We start from the raw sequence: 14,096 nt of genomic DNA, 5'->3' as shown, positions 1-14,096 counted from the left end.
GGGCCTGCGGCCGACAAACCCAGCCAGCGAACCTATATGGTAAAGTGGCGCACTTTTTCGAGGGGACATTCACTGTGTGGGAATTGGTCAAATCCGGCGGCTGGATGATGTTGCCGATCATCTTGAGCTCCATCGCCGCACTCGGCATCGTCGCCGAACGCCTGTGGACCCTGCGCGCCAGTCGCGTCACCCCCGAGCATTTGCTGGGGCAGGTCTGGGCCTGGATCAAGAACAAGCAGCTGGACAAGGACAAACTCAAGGAACTGCGTGCCAATTCGCCCCTGGGGGAAATCCTCGCCGCGGGCCTGGCCAACTCCAAGCACGGTCGCGAGATCATGAAAGAGTGCATCGAAGAGGCCGCTGCCCGGGTCATCCATGAGCTGGAGCGCTACATCAATGCGCTCGGCACCATTGCGGCCATGGCGCCGTTGCTGGGCTTGCTGGGCACGGTGCTGGGCATGATCGACATCTTCAGTTCGTTCATGGGCTCGGGCATGACCACCAACGCGGCGGTGCTCGCCGGTGGTATCTCCAAGGCGCTGATCACGACGGCTGCGGGCCTGATGGTGGGTATCCCGTCGGTGTTCTTCCACCGCTTCCTGCAGCGACGCATCGATGAACTGGTGGTGGGCATGGAGCAAGAAGCCATCAAGCTGGTTGAAGTGGTGCAGGGCGACCGTGATGTGGACCTGGTCGAGGGCAAAGCGTGAAATTTCGCCGCAAGCAACGGGAAAACGTTGATATCAACCTCGCGTCGCTGATCGACGTGGTGTTTATCCTGCTGCTGTTCTTTGTCGTCACCACCACCTTTACCCGACAAACCGAACTGCGGGTCGACCTGCCGGAAGCGGTGAGCGGCTCGCCGGCCGAGGACCAGGAGGTCAAGCAACTGGACATCGCCATCAGCGCCGACGGCGTGTATTCGGTCAATAACCACCTGCTGGAGGAGAATGACCTCGCCAGCCTGATGGACGCCTTGCAGAAAGAATCCGGCGGCGATACCAAGATGCCACTGTCGATCAGTGCCGACGGCAAGACCCAGCATCAAGCAGTGATCACGGCAATGGACGCGGCCGGCAAGCTCGGCTTCAGCCATTTGCGCATGACCACCGTCGAGGCGGCGAGCCAACCCTGATGGCCATGTCCGATCGTTTGCTCAAGGCCTGGTACGAAGGTCATCCGACGCTCGCGCTGCTGCGGCCGCTGGAATCCCTCTATCGCCACGTAGTGCAGCGCAAGCGTGCGCGCTTCCTGGCGGGCGAGGGGCAGATCTACCAGTCACCGGTCCCGGTGGTGGTGGTGGGCAATATCACCGTGGGCGGCACCGGCAAGACGCCGCTGATCCTGTGGTTGATCGAACACTGCCAGCGCAGCGGTTTGCGCGTGGGTGTGGTCAGCCGGGGTTATGGCGCCAAGCCGCCGCACTTGCCGTGGCGGGTTGAGGCCAGCCACAGCGCCGAGGTGGCGGGCGACGAGCCTTTGTTGATCGTGCAGCGCAGCGGCGTGCCGCTGATGATCGACCCCGACCGCAGCCGCGCCGTCCGTGCGCTGCTGGCCAGTGAGCCCCTGGACCTGATTCTCTCCGACGATGGCCTGCAGCACTACCGCTTGGCTCGCGACCTTGAACTGGTGCTGATCGACGCCGCCCGTGGCCTGGGCAACCGCCGCTGCCTGCCGGCCGGGCCGCTGCGCGAACCGGTGGAGCGCCTGCAAAGCGTCGATGCGCTGCTCTACAACGGCGCTGGCGCTGACCGTGACGATGGTTTTGCCTTTCGCCTGGTGCCCACGGCACTGATCAACGTCAAAACCGGCGAGCGCCAGCCGGTCGACCATTTTGATGCCGGCCAGCAGGTGCACGCGGTGGCGGGCATCGGCAACCCGCAACGTTTCTTCAATACCCTTGAAACGCTACACTGGCGGCCGATACCCCATGCGTTCGCCGACCACGCGGTGTATAGCGCCGAGGTCTTGAATTTTTCACCGTCATTGCCGCTGGTCATGACCGAAAAGGACGCGGTGAAGTGCCGCGCCTTTGCCAGGCCCGACTGGTGGTACCTTGCAGTGGACGCGCTGCCGTCGCCGGCGTTTGTCGCCTGGTTCGACACGCAGCTGATGCGCCTGCTGCCCGCCCGTCTTTTGCCTTAAACGCTTCTTTCCAGGAAACACTCATGGACACCAAACTGCTCGACATCCTCGCTTGCCCGATCTGCAAAGGCCCGCTCAAGCTCAGCGCCGATAAAACCGAGCTGATCAGCAAAGGCGCCGGCCTGGCGTACCCGATCCGTGATGGCATTCCGGTCATGCTGGAAAGCGAAGCCCGTACCCTGACCACCGATGAGCGTCTGGATAAATGACCACCGCCTTTACCGTTGTCATTCCGTCCCGCTATGCCTCCACCCGTTTGCCGGGCAAGCCGCTGCAATTGATCGGTAGCAAGCCGATGATCCAGTTGGTGTGGGAGCAGGCCTGCAAAAGCAGCGCCGAGCGTGTCGTGGTCGCCACCGATGACCCGCGCATCATCGAGGCCTGCAAAAGTTTTGGTGCCGAAGCCGTGCTGACCCGCGAAGACCACAACTCGGGCACCGACCGCCTGGCCGAAGTGGCCACGCAATTGGGCCTGGCGCCGGATGCGATCGTGGTCAACGTGCAAGGCGATGAGCCGTTGATTCCGCCAAGCGTGATCGACCAGGTGGCCGCCAACCTGGCTGCCCATGGCGAAGCACGCATGGCGACCCTGGCCGAACCCATCGAAGACATCGACACCCTGTTCAACCCGAACGTGGTGAAAGTGGTCAGCGACATCAACGGCCTGGCGCTGACCTTCAGCCGCTCGACGCTGCCGTGGGCGCGGGATGCGTTCGCCAAGACCCGTGACGTGTTGCCCGAGGGCGTGCCGTATCGTCGCCACATTGGCATCTACGCCTATCGCGCCGGCTTCCTGCATGACTTCGTCAGCTGGGGCCCGTGCTGGCTGGAAAACACCGAGTCCCTGGAGCAACTGCGTGCCCTGTGGCATGGCGTGCGTATCCACGTGGGCGATGCACTGGAAGCGCCGCCCGCCGGTGTCGACACCCCGGAAGACCTAGAGCGCGTCCGTCGCCTGCTGGGGGCCTGATGGAAGTTTTGTTTGTCTGCCTGGGCAATATCTGCCGCTCCCCGACCGCCGAGGGCGTGTTGCGCCACAAATTGCGCGAGGCGGGTTTGGCGGGGCAGGTCGACGTGGCGTCGGCTGGCACCGGTGACTGGCACGTCGGCAACCCGCCGGACCAGCGCAGCCAGCGTGCGGCGCTGGTGCGCGGTTATGACTTGTCGGCCCAGCGCGCGCAGCAGGTATCCCGCGCGGACTTTGCGCGGTATGACTTGATCCTGGCGATGGACAACAGCAACCTGCGCAACCTCAAGGCATTGCAGCCGGGGCAGGGCAAGGCCGAGCTGGATCTGTTCCTGCGTCGCTATGAAGGCGAAGTGGATGAAGTGCCAGACCCTTACTACGAAGGTGAGCAAGGGTTTGAGCGGGTCCTGGACTTGATCGAACAGGCCTGTGATTCATTGGTCATCGAATTGAAGGGGCGGTTATGACCTTGCAGGTGCGGGCGCAGGTGTCGCTCAAACCGTTCAACAGCTTTGGCATCGATGTGCGTGCGCAGTTGTTCGCCGAAGCCCGCAGCGACGCCGACGTGCGTGAAGCCCTGGCCTACGCGGCTGCACAAGCGCTGCCCTTGCTGGTGATCGGTGGCGGCAGCAACCTGCTGCTGACCCAGGATATCCCGGCGTTGGTGCTGCGCATGGCCAGCGAGGGAATCCGCGTGCTGCACGACGACGGTATCCATGTGGTCGTCGAGGCAGAAGCGGGCGAGGCCTGGCATCCGTTTGTGCTGTGGACTCTGGAGCACGGTTTCTGCGGCCTGGAAAACCTCAGCCTGATCCCCGGCACGGTGGGTGCTGCACCGATGCAGAACATCGGCGCCTACGGTGTGGAGATCAAGGACGTATTCGCCGGCCTGACCGCACTGGATCGCCAGACGGGTGAGCTGCGCGACTTCAGTCTGCAAGAGTGCAGGTTTGCCTATCGCGACAGCCTGTTCAAGCATGAGGTCGGGCGCTGGTTGATCCTGCGGGTGCGTTTTGCGCTGAGTCGCGCCAGCCACCTCAAGCTCGACTACGGCCCGGTGCAGCAGCGCCTGGCGGGGCAGGGGATCACCGACGCGACGCCGAGTGATGTCAGCCGTGCCATCTGCAGCATCCGCCGCGAAAAACTGCCGGACCCTGCCGAGCTGGGCAATGCGGGGAGCTTCTTCAAGAACCCGCTGGTGTCCCAGGTGCTGGCGGCCGAGCTGCAAACCCTGTACCCCGACCTGGTGGCGTACCCCCAGGCGGATGGGCAGATGAAGCTCGCGGCCGGCTGGCTGATCGACAAGGCCGGCTGGAAGGGCTTTCGCGAGGGTGATGCCGGCGTGCATAAGATGCAGGCGCTGGTGCTGGTCAACTACGGCACGGCCACCGGGCATGACATTGCCGACCTGGCGCAGCGTATCCAGCGGGATATCGCTGAGCGCTTCAAGGTCGAGTTGGAAATGGAGCCTAACCAGTACTGACCGTTCGGCCACAAAAAAGCCCCGCATCTCTCGATGCGGGGCTTTTTTTATGTCGCTAGCAATCAGTCGTCACGGCCCATGATGCCGAAGATCTGCAACAGGCTGATGAACAGGTTGTAGATCGATACATACAGGCTGATGGTCGCCATGATGTAGTTACGCTCACCGCCGTGGATGATGGCGCTGGTCTGGAACAGGATGCACACGGAGGAGAACAGCACGAAACCGGCGCTGATCGCCAACTGCAGGCCGCTGATCTGGAAGAACATGCTGGCTACGACGGCCGCCAGCAACACGAAGAAACCCGCAGTGATGAAGCCACCCAGGAAGCTCATGTCCTTGCGGCTGATCAGCACGTAGGCCGACAGACCACCAAACACCAGAGCGGTCATGGCGAACGCCGAGCTGACCACTTCCGCGCCGCCGGCCATGCCGAGGTAGCGGTTGAGGATCGGGCCGAGGATGAAGCCCATGAAACCGGTCAGGGCAAACGCCGACACCAGGCCCCAGGCCGAGTCACGCAGCTTGTTGGTCAGGAAGAACAGGCCGTAGAAACCGATCAGCACGACGAAGATGTTCGGGTAGCCGACGCGCATCTGCTGCGCCACATACGCCATCACGCCGCTGAATGCGAGGGTAAGGGCGAGCAAGCCGTACGTATTGCGCAACACGCGGCTGACTTCAAGCTGCTCAGCCTGCGCGTTACCATTCACTGCGTAATTCTGTTCGCGCATGGCGACACTCCTTCAGTTTTGAAACGTTCAGTCGCAAAGATCATAACAGACGCTCTGTAACAAGCTATGGCGAGAGTTTGACAGTGTGTTTCATTCGGGTATTATGGCGCCCGCTGAGACGGGATAGGCTACTATAATCCTGTGATGCAAAAGGGAAATTGGCAGAGTGGTTGAATGCACCGGTCTTGAAAACCGGCGGACGTTAATAGCGTCTCCAGGGTTCGAATCCCTGGTTTCCCGCCAAGATTCAAACGAAAGCCCCGCGAATGCGGGGCTTTTGTGTTTTTGGGGGTTGGCCTCCATGTCAGAAGGTCGGTTTCACGAACAACTCCCTCTCGCTCATACGCCTTTCAGGACTACCCGGGCATATAAGCCCTCTGCCAGCGCGGAGGAATCATGACCGAAGCACACGCCAGGCCAATCGCCAACGCACCATCGACGGTAAACGCAAGCAGGCCCAGTTCGCGCTCCAGCAACGCACCCGCCACTGCCCCCATCAGCATGCCGGCCCACGGTATAAGCTGAACCCTCCACCCGTGCTTGCGTTCACCCAGCAACCAACGCCCAAGGCCGCGTCCAAAGCGTGATAGCGCGCCGGTGACGTAGGTCAGCCCGATTGGAAGTCCATTTATCTCCTCGACCACGGCATTGATCATGCCCATGGACAGCACCGCGCACACAAGCGCGAGAAATGGCGTCGGCATGACCGTGGCCAGGCAGAGCAGGGCGCCTACGCAAAACAGCAATGGCCAGGAACGCCGGCCAACGATGCGGGCGACGATTGCGCCCAGTGCGTTGCCGAGGATGAAGGTCAGGATCAAAGCCGTGATGCCGAGCGCAGTGGAGTCATCATGCGCCCCGATTGAAACGGCGAGTCGAGTGGTATTTCCGCTCATGAAAGAAACAAAATCACCCGTGGCCGTGAAGCCAATAGCGTCTGTCATGCCGGCGAGAAAGGACAGCGCCGCAACGAAGTAAAGGCCTACTTTTGCACGTATCTTAGCGATGCGTTTGGCGCGCACCGTGTAGAGGTTCAGTTCAGGAAGCAATTTTCACTCCTTGCATCGGCCGGGCTCACGGTAAATGTCCTACGAGGCTTGTGACTTTTCTGATGAGCTTTTACTCGTCATCTCCTTGTTTTTTTACTATTATCCGTCATCTGTGCGCTCAAGGAAGAGAGGCTGAGCGCCTTGAGGCTGGTAGAAAAAATTACACTCGATCATTGAGTGAGCGACTACTTTTACCTAGAACCTAACGACTCAGCCAACCGTAATTACTTTTTGGTGGAACCGATGGATAAAATGTGTGGCATCGCAGTAGTGGTCGGACTTGCCCTCTCGGGTTGCGCTACGAAAACTCCAGAACAACCTAAAGTGGCTCCACCACCTGCCGTCGTACAGGCAGCGCCGCCTGAAGCCGCACCGTCGACACCCCACGATTACACTGTGCGCTATGAAGCCGCACCTGCGCCCCTGAGTGTTAGCTCCCAGCAGGCCCCAGCCTCTTCGCAGGCCGCTCAGGACGAAGCAGACACCAACCTGAACCAGAGTCGCGCTGAGCAATGCCGTAAAGAGCTGGACGTCTTAAAGATTTACAGCAAGGCGTCTTACGATAAGTACGAGGCGCAGTACCAGGCCATTGCTGCCAAGACGGCTAAATACATGGAAATCAAAGACTCCATCGGTGCTGATTTGAACTACATGGTTATGCCTGCTTATCAATTTCAAATTCGTGAGTTCTGCTTCCGGGTTAAGACCCGCCTGTCGGAGCTGGTGCTCCGTCAAGCCAAATAATGACTCCACGTTAGCGAGCGTCTTTTGCCCGCATGACGCGATGTTCAGCAAGTGGGCTCGACTCCCTGGGCGCGCTCTTAACATCAAAAAAATCCCGCAAGTCAAAGGCCTGCGGGATTTTTTTATGCGTGATCATCCTCGGGTGAGCAGCGTGGGGCCTCTTACGTTCCCACCGTTTACAGGTAACTCATTATAAAAGTGACTGAAGTGTTCGCCGTTCCGGCGCTCAGCTCGCTTGCCGCCAGACGGTAATAAGCCGCTGATAGAGGAATGTTGAAGCTTGTACCCGTGGTATTGAAGCCATTGAACGGGTAGGTGGTGCCCAGTGCAATTGGTTGACCGGCGTCGTCCATCAGTTTCAAGCCGATGCCTTTTGCCGTTGAGCTGGCGTTCAACGCCACGACGCCCTGCTGCTGATCAATGACTTGAGTATTGGCTTTGAGGGAGTAGGTGACTTTTTGAATGCCTGACTGGCATTGGCTAAGGCCGATGTTGAATTTCACCGTGTGAGGTGCGTCACCGGCATTGCTGAACTCATGCAGGTAATAATCGTCCCCCATTTGAACGGATACATCAGGGGTCTGGCAGGAAGCCGCGTTCAGGATAATGGGGTTGACCAGGTTGATTTTAACCAGGTCAAGATCTCCATAGCGGTGCGCCCCCAGGTTTCCTGCGGGAACCTCATTTTGCGACGAGAGCTCACTCGATTTAATAATCTCTATCGTGTAGCTTCTCGCGACATCCAAATAAGAGCCATTAAGCAACCTATCAACGTTTAAGTAACCATTCACTGAGTTTTTTACTTTGAGTGACAGCCCTGTTTTACCCAGGGGAAAGACATTGCCTGTCGTAACGCTGCCAAACTTGGGAGCCAGGGCGAAAATAAAGGGAGACGACCTAGGGCAATTAAAACCCTGCGACGGAGCGGTGATTGATTCCTCGTAAACCACGGTGCCTACGGGAGCATCGCGGGGCACGGTCAAGGCAACCGGGGCGCTGGCGTAGTTAGCGGTGAACGCCTGCCCTTGCGTGAAATAACAATCCGCAGCGTATGCACTCGTTGAATTGGCAAAGATGAGGGTGGCTGCGGCAGTCAGCACAGAGCGCAGCCAGCGTTGTTTTTTAAAAAAGCACATGTGGTTTATTGCCATGATGGGTATCAGGGTGGACGCCTATCGTATTGATCGCGTACACCTGAAAAAATCAGGCAATTCTTAGATTGGGTGCTGCGTTGATTGCCTTCTGACATTGGGTGGGGGCTGCAGGAAGTTGGGTCGGACAAAAGCGTCCAATCCGAAGGCGGACCTGTTTCCACCGTCTGCCGAATGGGGCGGTGGCACCAATGGCGAACTCAAGCGATTAATGCTCAGGCATGCATTCCAATGGGTCGATACCGTCTGGTTTCACGTCGCGGGGCAGAACATCCGTTTACAGCGGGCCATGGAGACAATCGGCGGGCAGTTTTCGCACACCTCAATCAAGCAACTGGCGAATGGCACGCAGGAGAACTGCTTCTACAAAATTGAGCGGGCCCGCTTTGAGGGGCGGTGTTCGGTGGTCGACGCATGATTCCCAGCGCCAAGGCCTCGCACTCGTTGCGAAGGCTGGGCAATGGCTGCGATGCATGTGAGATTCTTCAGCAATCGGCTCCCTCATCGCACTTTTTTACATTCTTCGGCTCTATCTCTGTCCCGGCCACGCTCATTCCGTGTGTGGCGAGAAGAATCAGATCGGGTGCCGATGGATCGAACATTAACGCTTTTTACACGTCGACGTATGCACTGGCCATTGCTATTGGCGAGCCTGCTCATGCTGTGTGGCGGCGGTTGTACCCAGCAACAAAGCCGCGATATCGCCAAGCAGTTCAGCAATGGCAAGCCCGATGAATTCTTCCAGACCAGCGTCGACCGCATGGCCACCTTGGGCATGCGTGACAACCTGCAAAGCCTCTACCTGCTGATGAACAAGCTCTACCTGCGCAACCCCAGCCAGTGGCGGCAGTCGGGTTACCCGGATGCGGTGAGCGCCGCGCGGGAAATACGCATGGCCATCGAGAACCGCCGTCCATTGCCTGCGCTGGGCGAGCGCCGCGACCTTGCAGCCCTGAGCTATTCCCTGAGCCCCGAGTTTCACGGCGACCGGGTCGGCGCGTTCATCTACGCGATCGGCAGCATGCTGGTGACCGCCCACGGCGGGCGCACCGAGTTCTACATGACCGATTCGATCAACCCGCAATTTGTCAGCAATGCCGCGCGCAATATCGAGAAAGCCACCTGGTTGCTCAGCCAGCGCCAGGATGCCAACGGCGCGCTGTTGCTGTTCTCCAACGAGATCTCGGAGGAGGGCAGCAACCTCAGTTTTGCGGTGGAATTCGGCAAGATCGTTGCGCGCCTCGACCTGCTGACCCAAATGCTCGATGAGCGCTACCGACGCATCGGCCTTAACTACGCGCAAAGCCTGTTGCTGATGAATTTCCTGCCAGTGCAGTAGTGGCGGGTGATACATCGGGTCTGGGCGTTTAATGATGTGACATCCAGTGCGCCGTTTCCCTTTCATTTGTAGGAGGCGGCCTATCTTGTATCCACTGGCTTGAAACACCCATCGGTGGGCCATAGCCTCGGACTTTCCTTAAAAATGAGTGCCTACCTTGGGTAAGCAAAAAACCGTTTGGCCCACTGATCGCGAAATTCGCCTGCGATTTATCCTGTTTGCGGTGATCGAGGCCGCGAGCGCCCAGGGTGCTCCTGCAGAGGTCTTGCTATCGGCCACTAAGCTGCTGCGTGATCCGCAAACAGAAGTGCAGCTTCGCGAAGCCTTGGCCGATATTCTGGCGTGTGATGAGATGTACGGCTTCAGGTTTCCACAAGGTTCAGAGGCCGATGAGTTGATGCAGACGCTCTGATCCAAGGTTTGATTGTTTTTTTATGCGGCAGTTAGATCGTTTATTTCCTTCCGGTCTGATGCAATACCTGTTTCGAATATCTAAAACGTCGTTTAGGCGCACTCAGCGGCGATTGCGTTCGTTATTGCGTCGATAGAAATGTTATCGCGTCGTGCACGGCTGTTTCGGTCAACTAAGCTTGCCCCCGAACAGCCTTTGCCGCTGCTCTGCCGTCGTCTTGCGCCGCTGTCTGGCGGCTCTAGAATCGGCGCCAGAACTTAGCCATTTCCTGTCGATTACGGAGTTTCGAACATGATGAATGCAATGCAGATGCCGATGAACACCGCCATGCCCATGATGCCGATGATGGGCATGCCGATGATGATGGCCACCATGAAGTGCGAGATGGCCGCTGACGCCATGATGTGCACCATGAAGCCAGCAGCCGGTATGGACATGGCTCAGTTCAAGACCAACGCCGAAATGATGGCGATGATGATGAACTGCGGCATGCCGATGATGATGCAGTGCGCCAATATGTCGATGATGGGCATGTCGGCCGACGCCATGAAAATGATGACCGGCATGAACATGCCGATGATGCCGATGATGCCGATGATGTCCATGGGCATGTCGATGCCGATGATGACGTGCATGATGGAGTGCACCATGATGGCCGACAGCATGATGTGCAAAATGATGCCGATGCCCGGCATGAGCATGGACATGATGAAAAACTGCTGCATGCTCATGAACAAAATGATGAACGACTGCGCTATGCCCATGATGATGAGCTGCAACGGCATGCCGATGATGTGCTGCACCTGCTGACAGGTCCCGCGCAATAAAAAACGCCCCGATCATTCGGGGCGTTTTTGCATTCAGGGTCAGTCCAATCGCTCTGGATAGGTAATCACCAGGAACGCCACGGCTTCACTGTCGGCCGGGTTGCGGTAGCGGTGGGGCTGGTCGGCGTAGAACAGGATCGAATCGCCGGTTGATAACAGATAACGCTCGTCGTTGACGCTGACTTCCAGCACGCCCTGAGCCACCACCAGGTTTTCCTGGATGCCTGGGCCATGCCCTTCGGATACTTCTTCGCCCAGCGCGCGCAAGCGGATCTCGTAAAACTCAGACTGGCGCGCCGTATCGTAGGGGAACAGCGCACGGCTGATAAACGCGCCATCGGCACTCACCAGGCGCTTGCTCTGTTGGGCTGGCAAGACCTCAACACCTTCAAAGGCGCGGTCTTCCAGGAACGCTGCCACCGACACCTTCAAACCCTTGGCAATCTTGCATAGCACTTTGATCGACGGCACGCTGCGGCCCGACTCGATCTGCGCCAGCATCGCCCGGCTGACCCCGCAGGCCCGCGCCAACCCATCCAGTGACAAATGGCGCTTGCTCCGCAGGCGTTGCAGGTTGTGCGCCACGCACAGGCTGATCACATCGTCGTCGGTATTCGGTTTGGGCAGGGGTTCGGGTGGTTCGGGCAGCACGTGCAGGAAATTCATCGGCCTTACGCCCGGCGAGTATCGCTGGAGGGCGCTGCCTGGGCGGTGAACACCGCAAGCCCGGCACGTGCGGCGTACATCGCCCACATCAACTCGGCTGCAGCACGCGCCTGGCGGCGTTTACGGTGGAGCGTGAAGTCGATGACGGTGGCCGATGTTTGCATGGGGGCGTTCTCAGGGGGCGTGGGTGACTCGATGGCTTCACAGTAATGCGTGCGTGTTATTTCTTTAAATACTGAGTTTGCATGTGTTAATTCGATTTTGGACTTAGAAAATAAATCAGGTCCGACGCTGTTGTGGGAAGGCTCTGGTCCGTTAATTAAGCGTGACCTGGCGGGCGCGCCTGCCATCCCACCTCTTTGCCCCCGATTCCCAAGGACCTGCCTGATGCTGTTGCGCCACCCTTTGCCCCTGTTGACCGCCCTGACATTCAGCTCGCTGGTACACGCCGAAGACCTGCAATTGGCCCCGGTCGAAGTCACCAGCAGCGAAGCCAGCGCTGGCGAGGTGGCCCAGGCACAACTCAGGAGCGTGCCCGGCGGTACCAATTACATCGACATGAGCAGCGTGCAGCAGGGCCGGGTGAGCACCAATGAAGATGTATTCAAGTACCAGGCAGGGGTGTACGCCAAGGCGGCGAACAATGAAGGCGTGAAGCTGTCGATTCGCGGCTCGGGCCTCAACCGCAGCCCGGGTGCTCATGCGTCGGGCTTGTATGAAATGCTCGATGGCCTGCCGCTGACCGGCCCGGGCGGCACCCCTTACGAACTCAAGGACCCGCTGTGGCAAAGCCGCGTCGAAGTGCTGCGCGGCGCCAACGGGTTCGATCAGGGCGCGCTGGCCCTCGGCGGCTCGGTCAACTACGTCACCCACACCGGCTACGATGCGCCCAAGCTGCAAGTGCGCTATGAAGCGGGCAGCCGTGGGTATGCCCAACGTGAAATCAGTTCGGGCCAGGTGCTGGGCGATGCCGATTACTACATCAGCCTCACCGACTCGCAGTCCGACGGCTACCAGCACCAGAGCGCCGGCACGGGTAAAGGTATCGCGGCCAACTTCGGCTATCGTTTCAACCCGGACCTGGAAACACGCTTCTACTTCCGTTACCGCGAAACCACCAACGACAGCCCCGGCAAACTGATGCGCTACCAGATCAGCCATGACCCCACGGCCGCCAACAGCCTCAACGCCGCACGTGACTCCAAGCGCCTGCAACCGGGCTCCACCTGGATCGCCAACAAGACCACCTTGCAGCTGGACGACAGCTCCCGCGTCGAAGTCGGGCTGGCGTACCACGACTACCCGATGGACCTGCGCGAAGGCACCAACCGCCTGAAAGTCGCCTACACCGACATCAGCAGCACCCTCAACTACATCCGCCAGGACACGCTGTTCGGCCGCGACAGCAAAACTACCGTCGGCCTGCGCACCACCCAGGCGATGCCGAATAACGGCGCGTCGGAGTACGTGCGCACACCGGCCGGTAATACCGCAATTTATGCCCCCGGCACCAAGACCCGCGACTACAGCTACCTGGGCTCCGACACCGTGCTGCACATCGGCAACGACCTGGAGCTGGTCCCGGATCTGTGGCTCACCACTGGCCTGGCGGCGATCTACACTCGTCGCGAAACCGAAGTTACCTACCCGGATACCCATACGCCGACCCGCCAGCAGAACTGGGACTACGCGCCACGCATCGGCCTGCGCTATGACTTCAACCCGCAATTGCAGGTGTACGGCAACCTCAGCCGCTCGGTAGAGCCGCCGCACGCGTGGTCGATGATCTGGGGGTCCAATAAATACTTCGGCCCTGGCAGCGGCCCGGCCACCGGTTTGCAACGTGAAGGCGTGAACCTGCGCAATCAGACCGCAACCACTCTTGAGGTCGGCGCCCGTGGCGAGCACCGTTTCGGCCAGTGGGACCTGGCGCTGTACCGTTCCGAAGTGCGCCATGAACTGCTCACCGTCGAAACCCAGGCCCAAACCCAGACCAGCAGCGCCATCGTCGCCGAATCCAACGCCAGCCCCACCGTGCACCAAGGCGTGGAACTGAGCCTGCTCAGCCCGCTTTGGGAGGGCGGCCGCACTGGCCAACTGGCCCTGCGCCAAGCCTATACCTACAGCGATTTCCACTACCGCGACGACGACCGCTTCGGCGGCAACACCTTGCCGGGCATTCCCAAGCACTACTACCAGGCCCAGTTGCGCTACAGCCACCCGACCGGTTTCTACACCAGCCTCAATACCGAGCATGCCTCGCGGGTGGCGGTGGACTACGCCAATTCCTACTACGCAGCGGCTTACACGACCCTCGGCGCAACCTTCGGCTACGACGCGCCGAAACAGGACTGGCAAGCCTGGATCGACCTGCGCAACCTCACCAACCGGCGCTACGCCAACACCGTCACGCCGGGTTATGACGACAAAGGGCAGGACGCTGCCCGGTCGACCCCAGCCGATGGTCGGGGCATCTTCACCGGTGTCTCCTGGAGCTGGCGCTAACACCCCATTTCACTGTAGGAGCCGGCTTGCCGGCGATTGCGGTGTATCAGTCCCTCAGGGGTTGACTGACACAC

At 59.6% G+C, this 14,096-nt stretch carries 18 protein-coding genes and 1 tRNA gene; 14 read left to right on the top strand and 5 right to left on the bottom strand.

The window, feature by feature from the left end; genetic code table 11:
* The first annotated feature begins 74 nt into the window (after positions 1 to 74).
* The 7 genes from AC07OV_RS06060 to murB are packed head-to-tail and all read left to right on the top strand — an operon-like array spanning position 75 to position 4,595.
* Positions 75 to 710, top strand: a complete 636-nt coding sequence (locus AC07OV_RS06060; RefSeq protein ID WP_176995514.1) for a MotA/TolQ/ExbB proton channel family protein — start codon at positions 75 to 77, stop codon at positions 708 to 710.
* Positions 707 to 1,135: an ExbD/TolR family protein gene (locus AC07OV_RS06055; protein ID WP_495091793.1), complete on the top strand. Its 429-nt coding sequence runs from the start codon at positions 707 to 709 to the stop codon at positions 1,133 to 1,135. Before AC07OV_RS06060 ends, AC07OV_RS06055 begins: the two co-directional genes overlap by 4 nt.
* A complete protein-coding gene (gene lpxK / locus AC07OV_RS06050; RefSeq protein WP_494996886.1) occupies positions 1,135 to 2,145 on the top strand; it encodes a tetraacyldisaccharide 4'-kinase in 1,011 nt (336 codons plus the stop codon). Before AC07OV_RS06055 ends, lpxK begins: the two co-directional genes overlap by 1 nt.
* Before the next feature lie 23 nt (positions 2,146 to 2,168).
* The gene (locus AC07OV_RS06045; RefSeq protein ID WP_003174668.1) at positions 2,169 to 2,354 is read left to right on the top strand and encodes a Trm112 family protein; all 186 of its coding nucleotides are present in this window, start codon (positions 2,169 to 2,171) and stop codon (positions 2,352 to 2,354) included.
* Positions 2,351 to 3,115: a 3-deoxy-manno-octulosonate cytidylyltransferase gene (kdsB, locus tag AC07OV_RS06040; RefSeq protein ID WP_495091792.1), complete on the top strand. Its 765-nt coding sequence runs from the start codon at positions 2,351 to 2,353 to the stop codon at positions 3,113 to 3,115. Before AC07OV_RS06045 ends, kdsB begins: the two co-directional genes overlap by 4 nt.
* Complete coding sequence (locus tag AC07OV_RS06035) at positions 3,115 to 3,579, top strand: low molecular weight protein-tyrosine-phosphatase (protein ID WP_176995518.1); 465 nt, start codon at positions 3,115 to 3,117, stop codon at positions 3,577 to 3,579. Before kdsB ends, AC07OV_RS06035 begins: the two co-directional genes overlap by 1 nt.
* Positions 3,576 to 4,595 carry a UDP-N-acetylmuramate dehydrogenase gene (murB, locus tag AC07OV_RS06030; RefSeq protein ID WP_495091791.1) on the top strand — a complete coding sequence of 340 codons (1,020 nt, stop codon included), beginning with the start codon at positions 3,576 to 3,578 and terminating at the stop codon, positions 4,593 to 4,595. The genes AC07OV_RS06035 and murB overlap by 4 nt, the downstream gene beginning before the upstream one ends.
* 62 nt (positions 4,596 to 4,657) lie before the next feature.
* Here the strand turns inward: murB and AC07OV_RS06025 are convergent, their stop codons facing one another.
* Positions 4,658 to 5,329, bottom strand: a complete 672-nt coding sequence (locus tag AC07OV_RS06025; protein ID WP_176995520.1) for a Bax inhibitor-1/YccA family protein — start codon at positions 5,327 to 5,329, stop codon at positions 4,658 to 4,660.
* Between the two features lie 152 nt (positions 5,330 to 5,481).
* Between AC07OV_RS06025 and AC07OV_RS06020 the strand changes: the two genes are divergently transcribed.
* A tRNA-Ser gene (locus AC07OV_RS06020) sits at positions 5,482 to 5,572 on the top strand.
* A gap of 113 nt (positions 5,573 to 5,685) precedes the next feature.
* On the opposite strand, the gene AC07OV_RS06015 is transcribed toward AC07OV_RS06020, so the two are convergent.
* Positions 5,686 to 6,378, bottom strand: a complete 693-nt coding sequence (locus AC07OV_RS06015) for a YoaK family protein (RefSeq protein WP_495091790.1) — start codon at positions 6,376 to 6,378, stop codon at positions 5,686 to 5,688.
* A gap of 177 nt (positions 6,379 to 6,555) precedes the next feature.
* Here AC07OV_RS06015 and AC07OV_RS06010 point away from each other — a divergent pair, with 177 nt between their 5' ends.
* Positions 6,556 to 7,122, top strand: a complete 567-nt coding sequence (locus AC07OV_RS06010) for a YuaE family lipoprotein (RefSeq protein ID WP_256349821.1) — start codon at positions 6,556 to 6,558, stop codon at positions 7,120 to 7,122.
* Between the two features lie 176 nt (positions 7,123 to 7,298).
* Here AC07OV_RS06010 and AC07OV_RS06005 read toward each other — a convergent pair whose 3' ends face one another.
* On the bottom strand, positions 7,299 to 8,273 hold the full coding sequence (locus tag AC07OV_RS06005; protein WP_495091789.1) for a fimbrial protein: 975 nt from the start codon (positions 8,271 to 8,273) through the stop codon (positions 7,299 to 7,301).
* A gap of 118 nt (positions 8,274 to 8,391) precedes the next feature.
* Here AC07OV_RS06005 and AC07OV_RS06000 point away from each other — a divergent pair, with 118 nt between their 5' ends.
* The 4 genes from AC07OV_RS06000 (at position 8,392) to AC07OV_RS05985 (ending at position 10,834) form a co-directional block, all read left to right on the top strand.
* Entirely contained in the window at positions 8,392 to 8,691 is a 300-nt protein-coding gene (locus AC07OV_RS06000; protein ID WP_176995575.1) for a GNAT family N-acetyltransferase, read from the top strand.
* A gap of 171 nt (positions 8,692 to 8,862) precedes the next feature.
* The gene (locus AC07OV_RS05995; protein ID WP_495091788.1) at positions 8,863 to 9,612 is read left to right on the top strand and encodes a hypothetical protein; all 750 of its coding nucleotides are present in this window, start codon (positions 8,863 to 8,865) and stop codon (positions 9,610 to 9,612) included.
* A 157-nt stretch (positions 9,613 to 9,769) separates the two neighbouring features.
* Positions 9,770 to 10,024, top strand: coding sequence for a hypothetical protein (locus AC07OV_RS05990; RefSeq protein WP_176995577.1), 255 nt, complete (start codon positions 9,770 to 9,772; stop codon positions 10,022 to 10,024).
* Between the two features lie 291 nt (positions 10,025 to 10,315).
* Positions 10,316 to 10,834, top strand: a complete 519-nt coding sequence (locus AC07OV_RS05985) for a hypothetical protein (protein ID WP_495091787.1) — start codon at positions 10,316 to 10,318, stop codon at positions 10,832 to 10,834.
* Positions 10,835 to 10,890: 56 nt separating this feature from the next.
* Here the strand turns inward: AC07OV_RS05985 and AC07OV_RS05980 are convergent, their stop codons facing one another.
* Positions 10,891 to 11,517: a helix-turn-helix domain-containing protein gene (locus tag AC07OV_RS05980; protein WP_176995578.1), complete on the bottom strand. Its 627-nt coding sequence runs from the start codon at positions 11,515 to 11,517 to the stop codon at positions 10,891 to 10,893.
* 5 nt (positions 11,518 to 11,522) lie between these two features.
* Entirely contained in the window at positions 11,523 to 11,681 is a 159-nt protein-coding gene (locus tag AC07OV_RS05975) for a hypothetical protein (RefSeq protein ID WP_176995579.1), read from the bottom strand.
* Positions 11,682 to 11,904: 223 nt separating this feature from the next.
* Here AC07OV_RS05975 and AC07OV_RS05970 point away from each other — a divergent pair, with 223 nt between their 5' ends.
* Positions 11,905 to 14,022: a TonB-dependent receptor family protein gene (locus tag AC07OV_RS05970; protein WP_495091786.1), complete on the top strand. Its 2,118-nt coding sequence runs from the start codon at positions 11,905 to 11,907 to the stop codon at positions 14,020 to 14,022.
* The last annotated feature ends 74 nt before the right edge of the window (positions 14,023 to 14,096 follow it).

It is taken from the genome of Pseudomonas sp. GW821-FHT09A09, from assembly GCF_059418405.1.
This window is presented reverse-complemented; position numbering and strand designations above follow the sequence as displayed.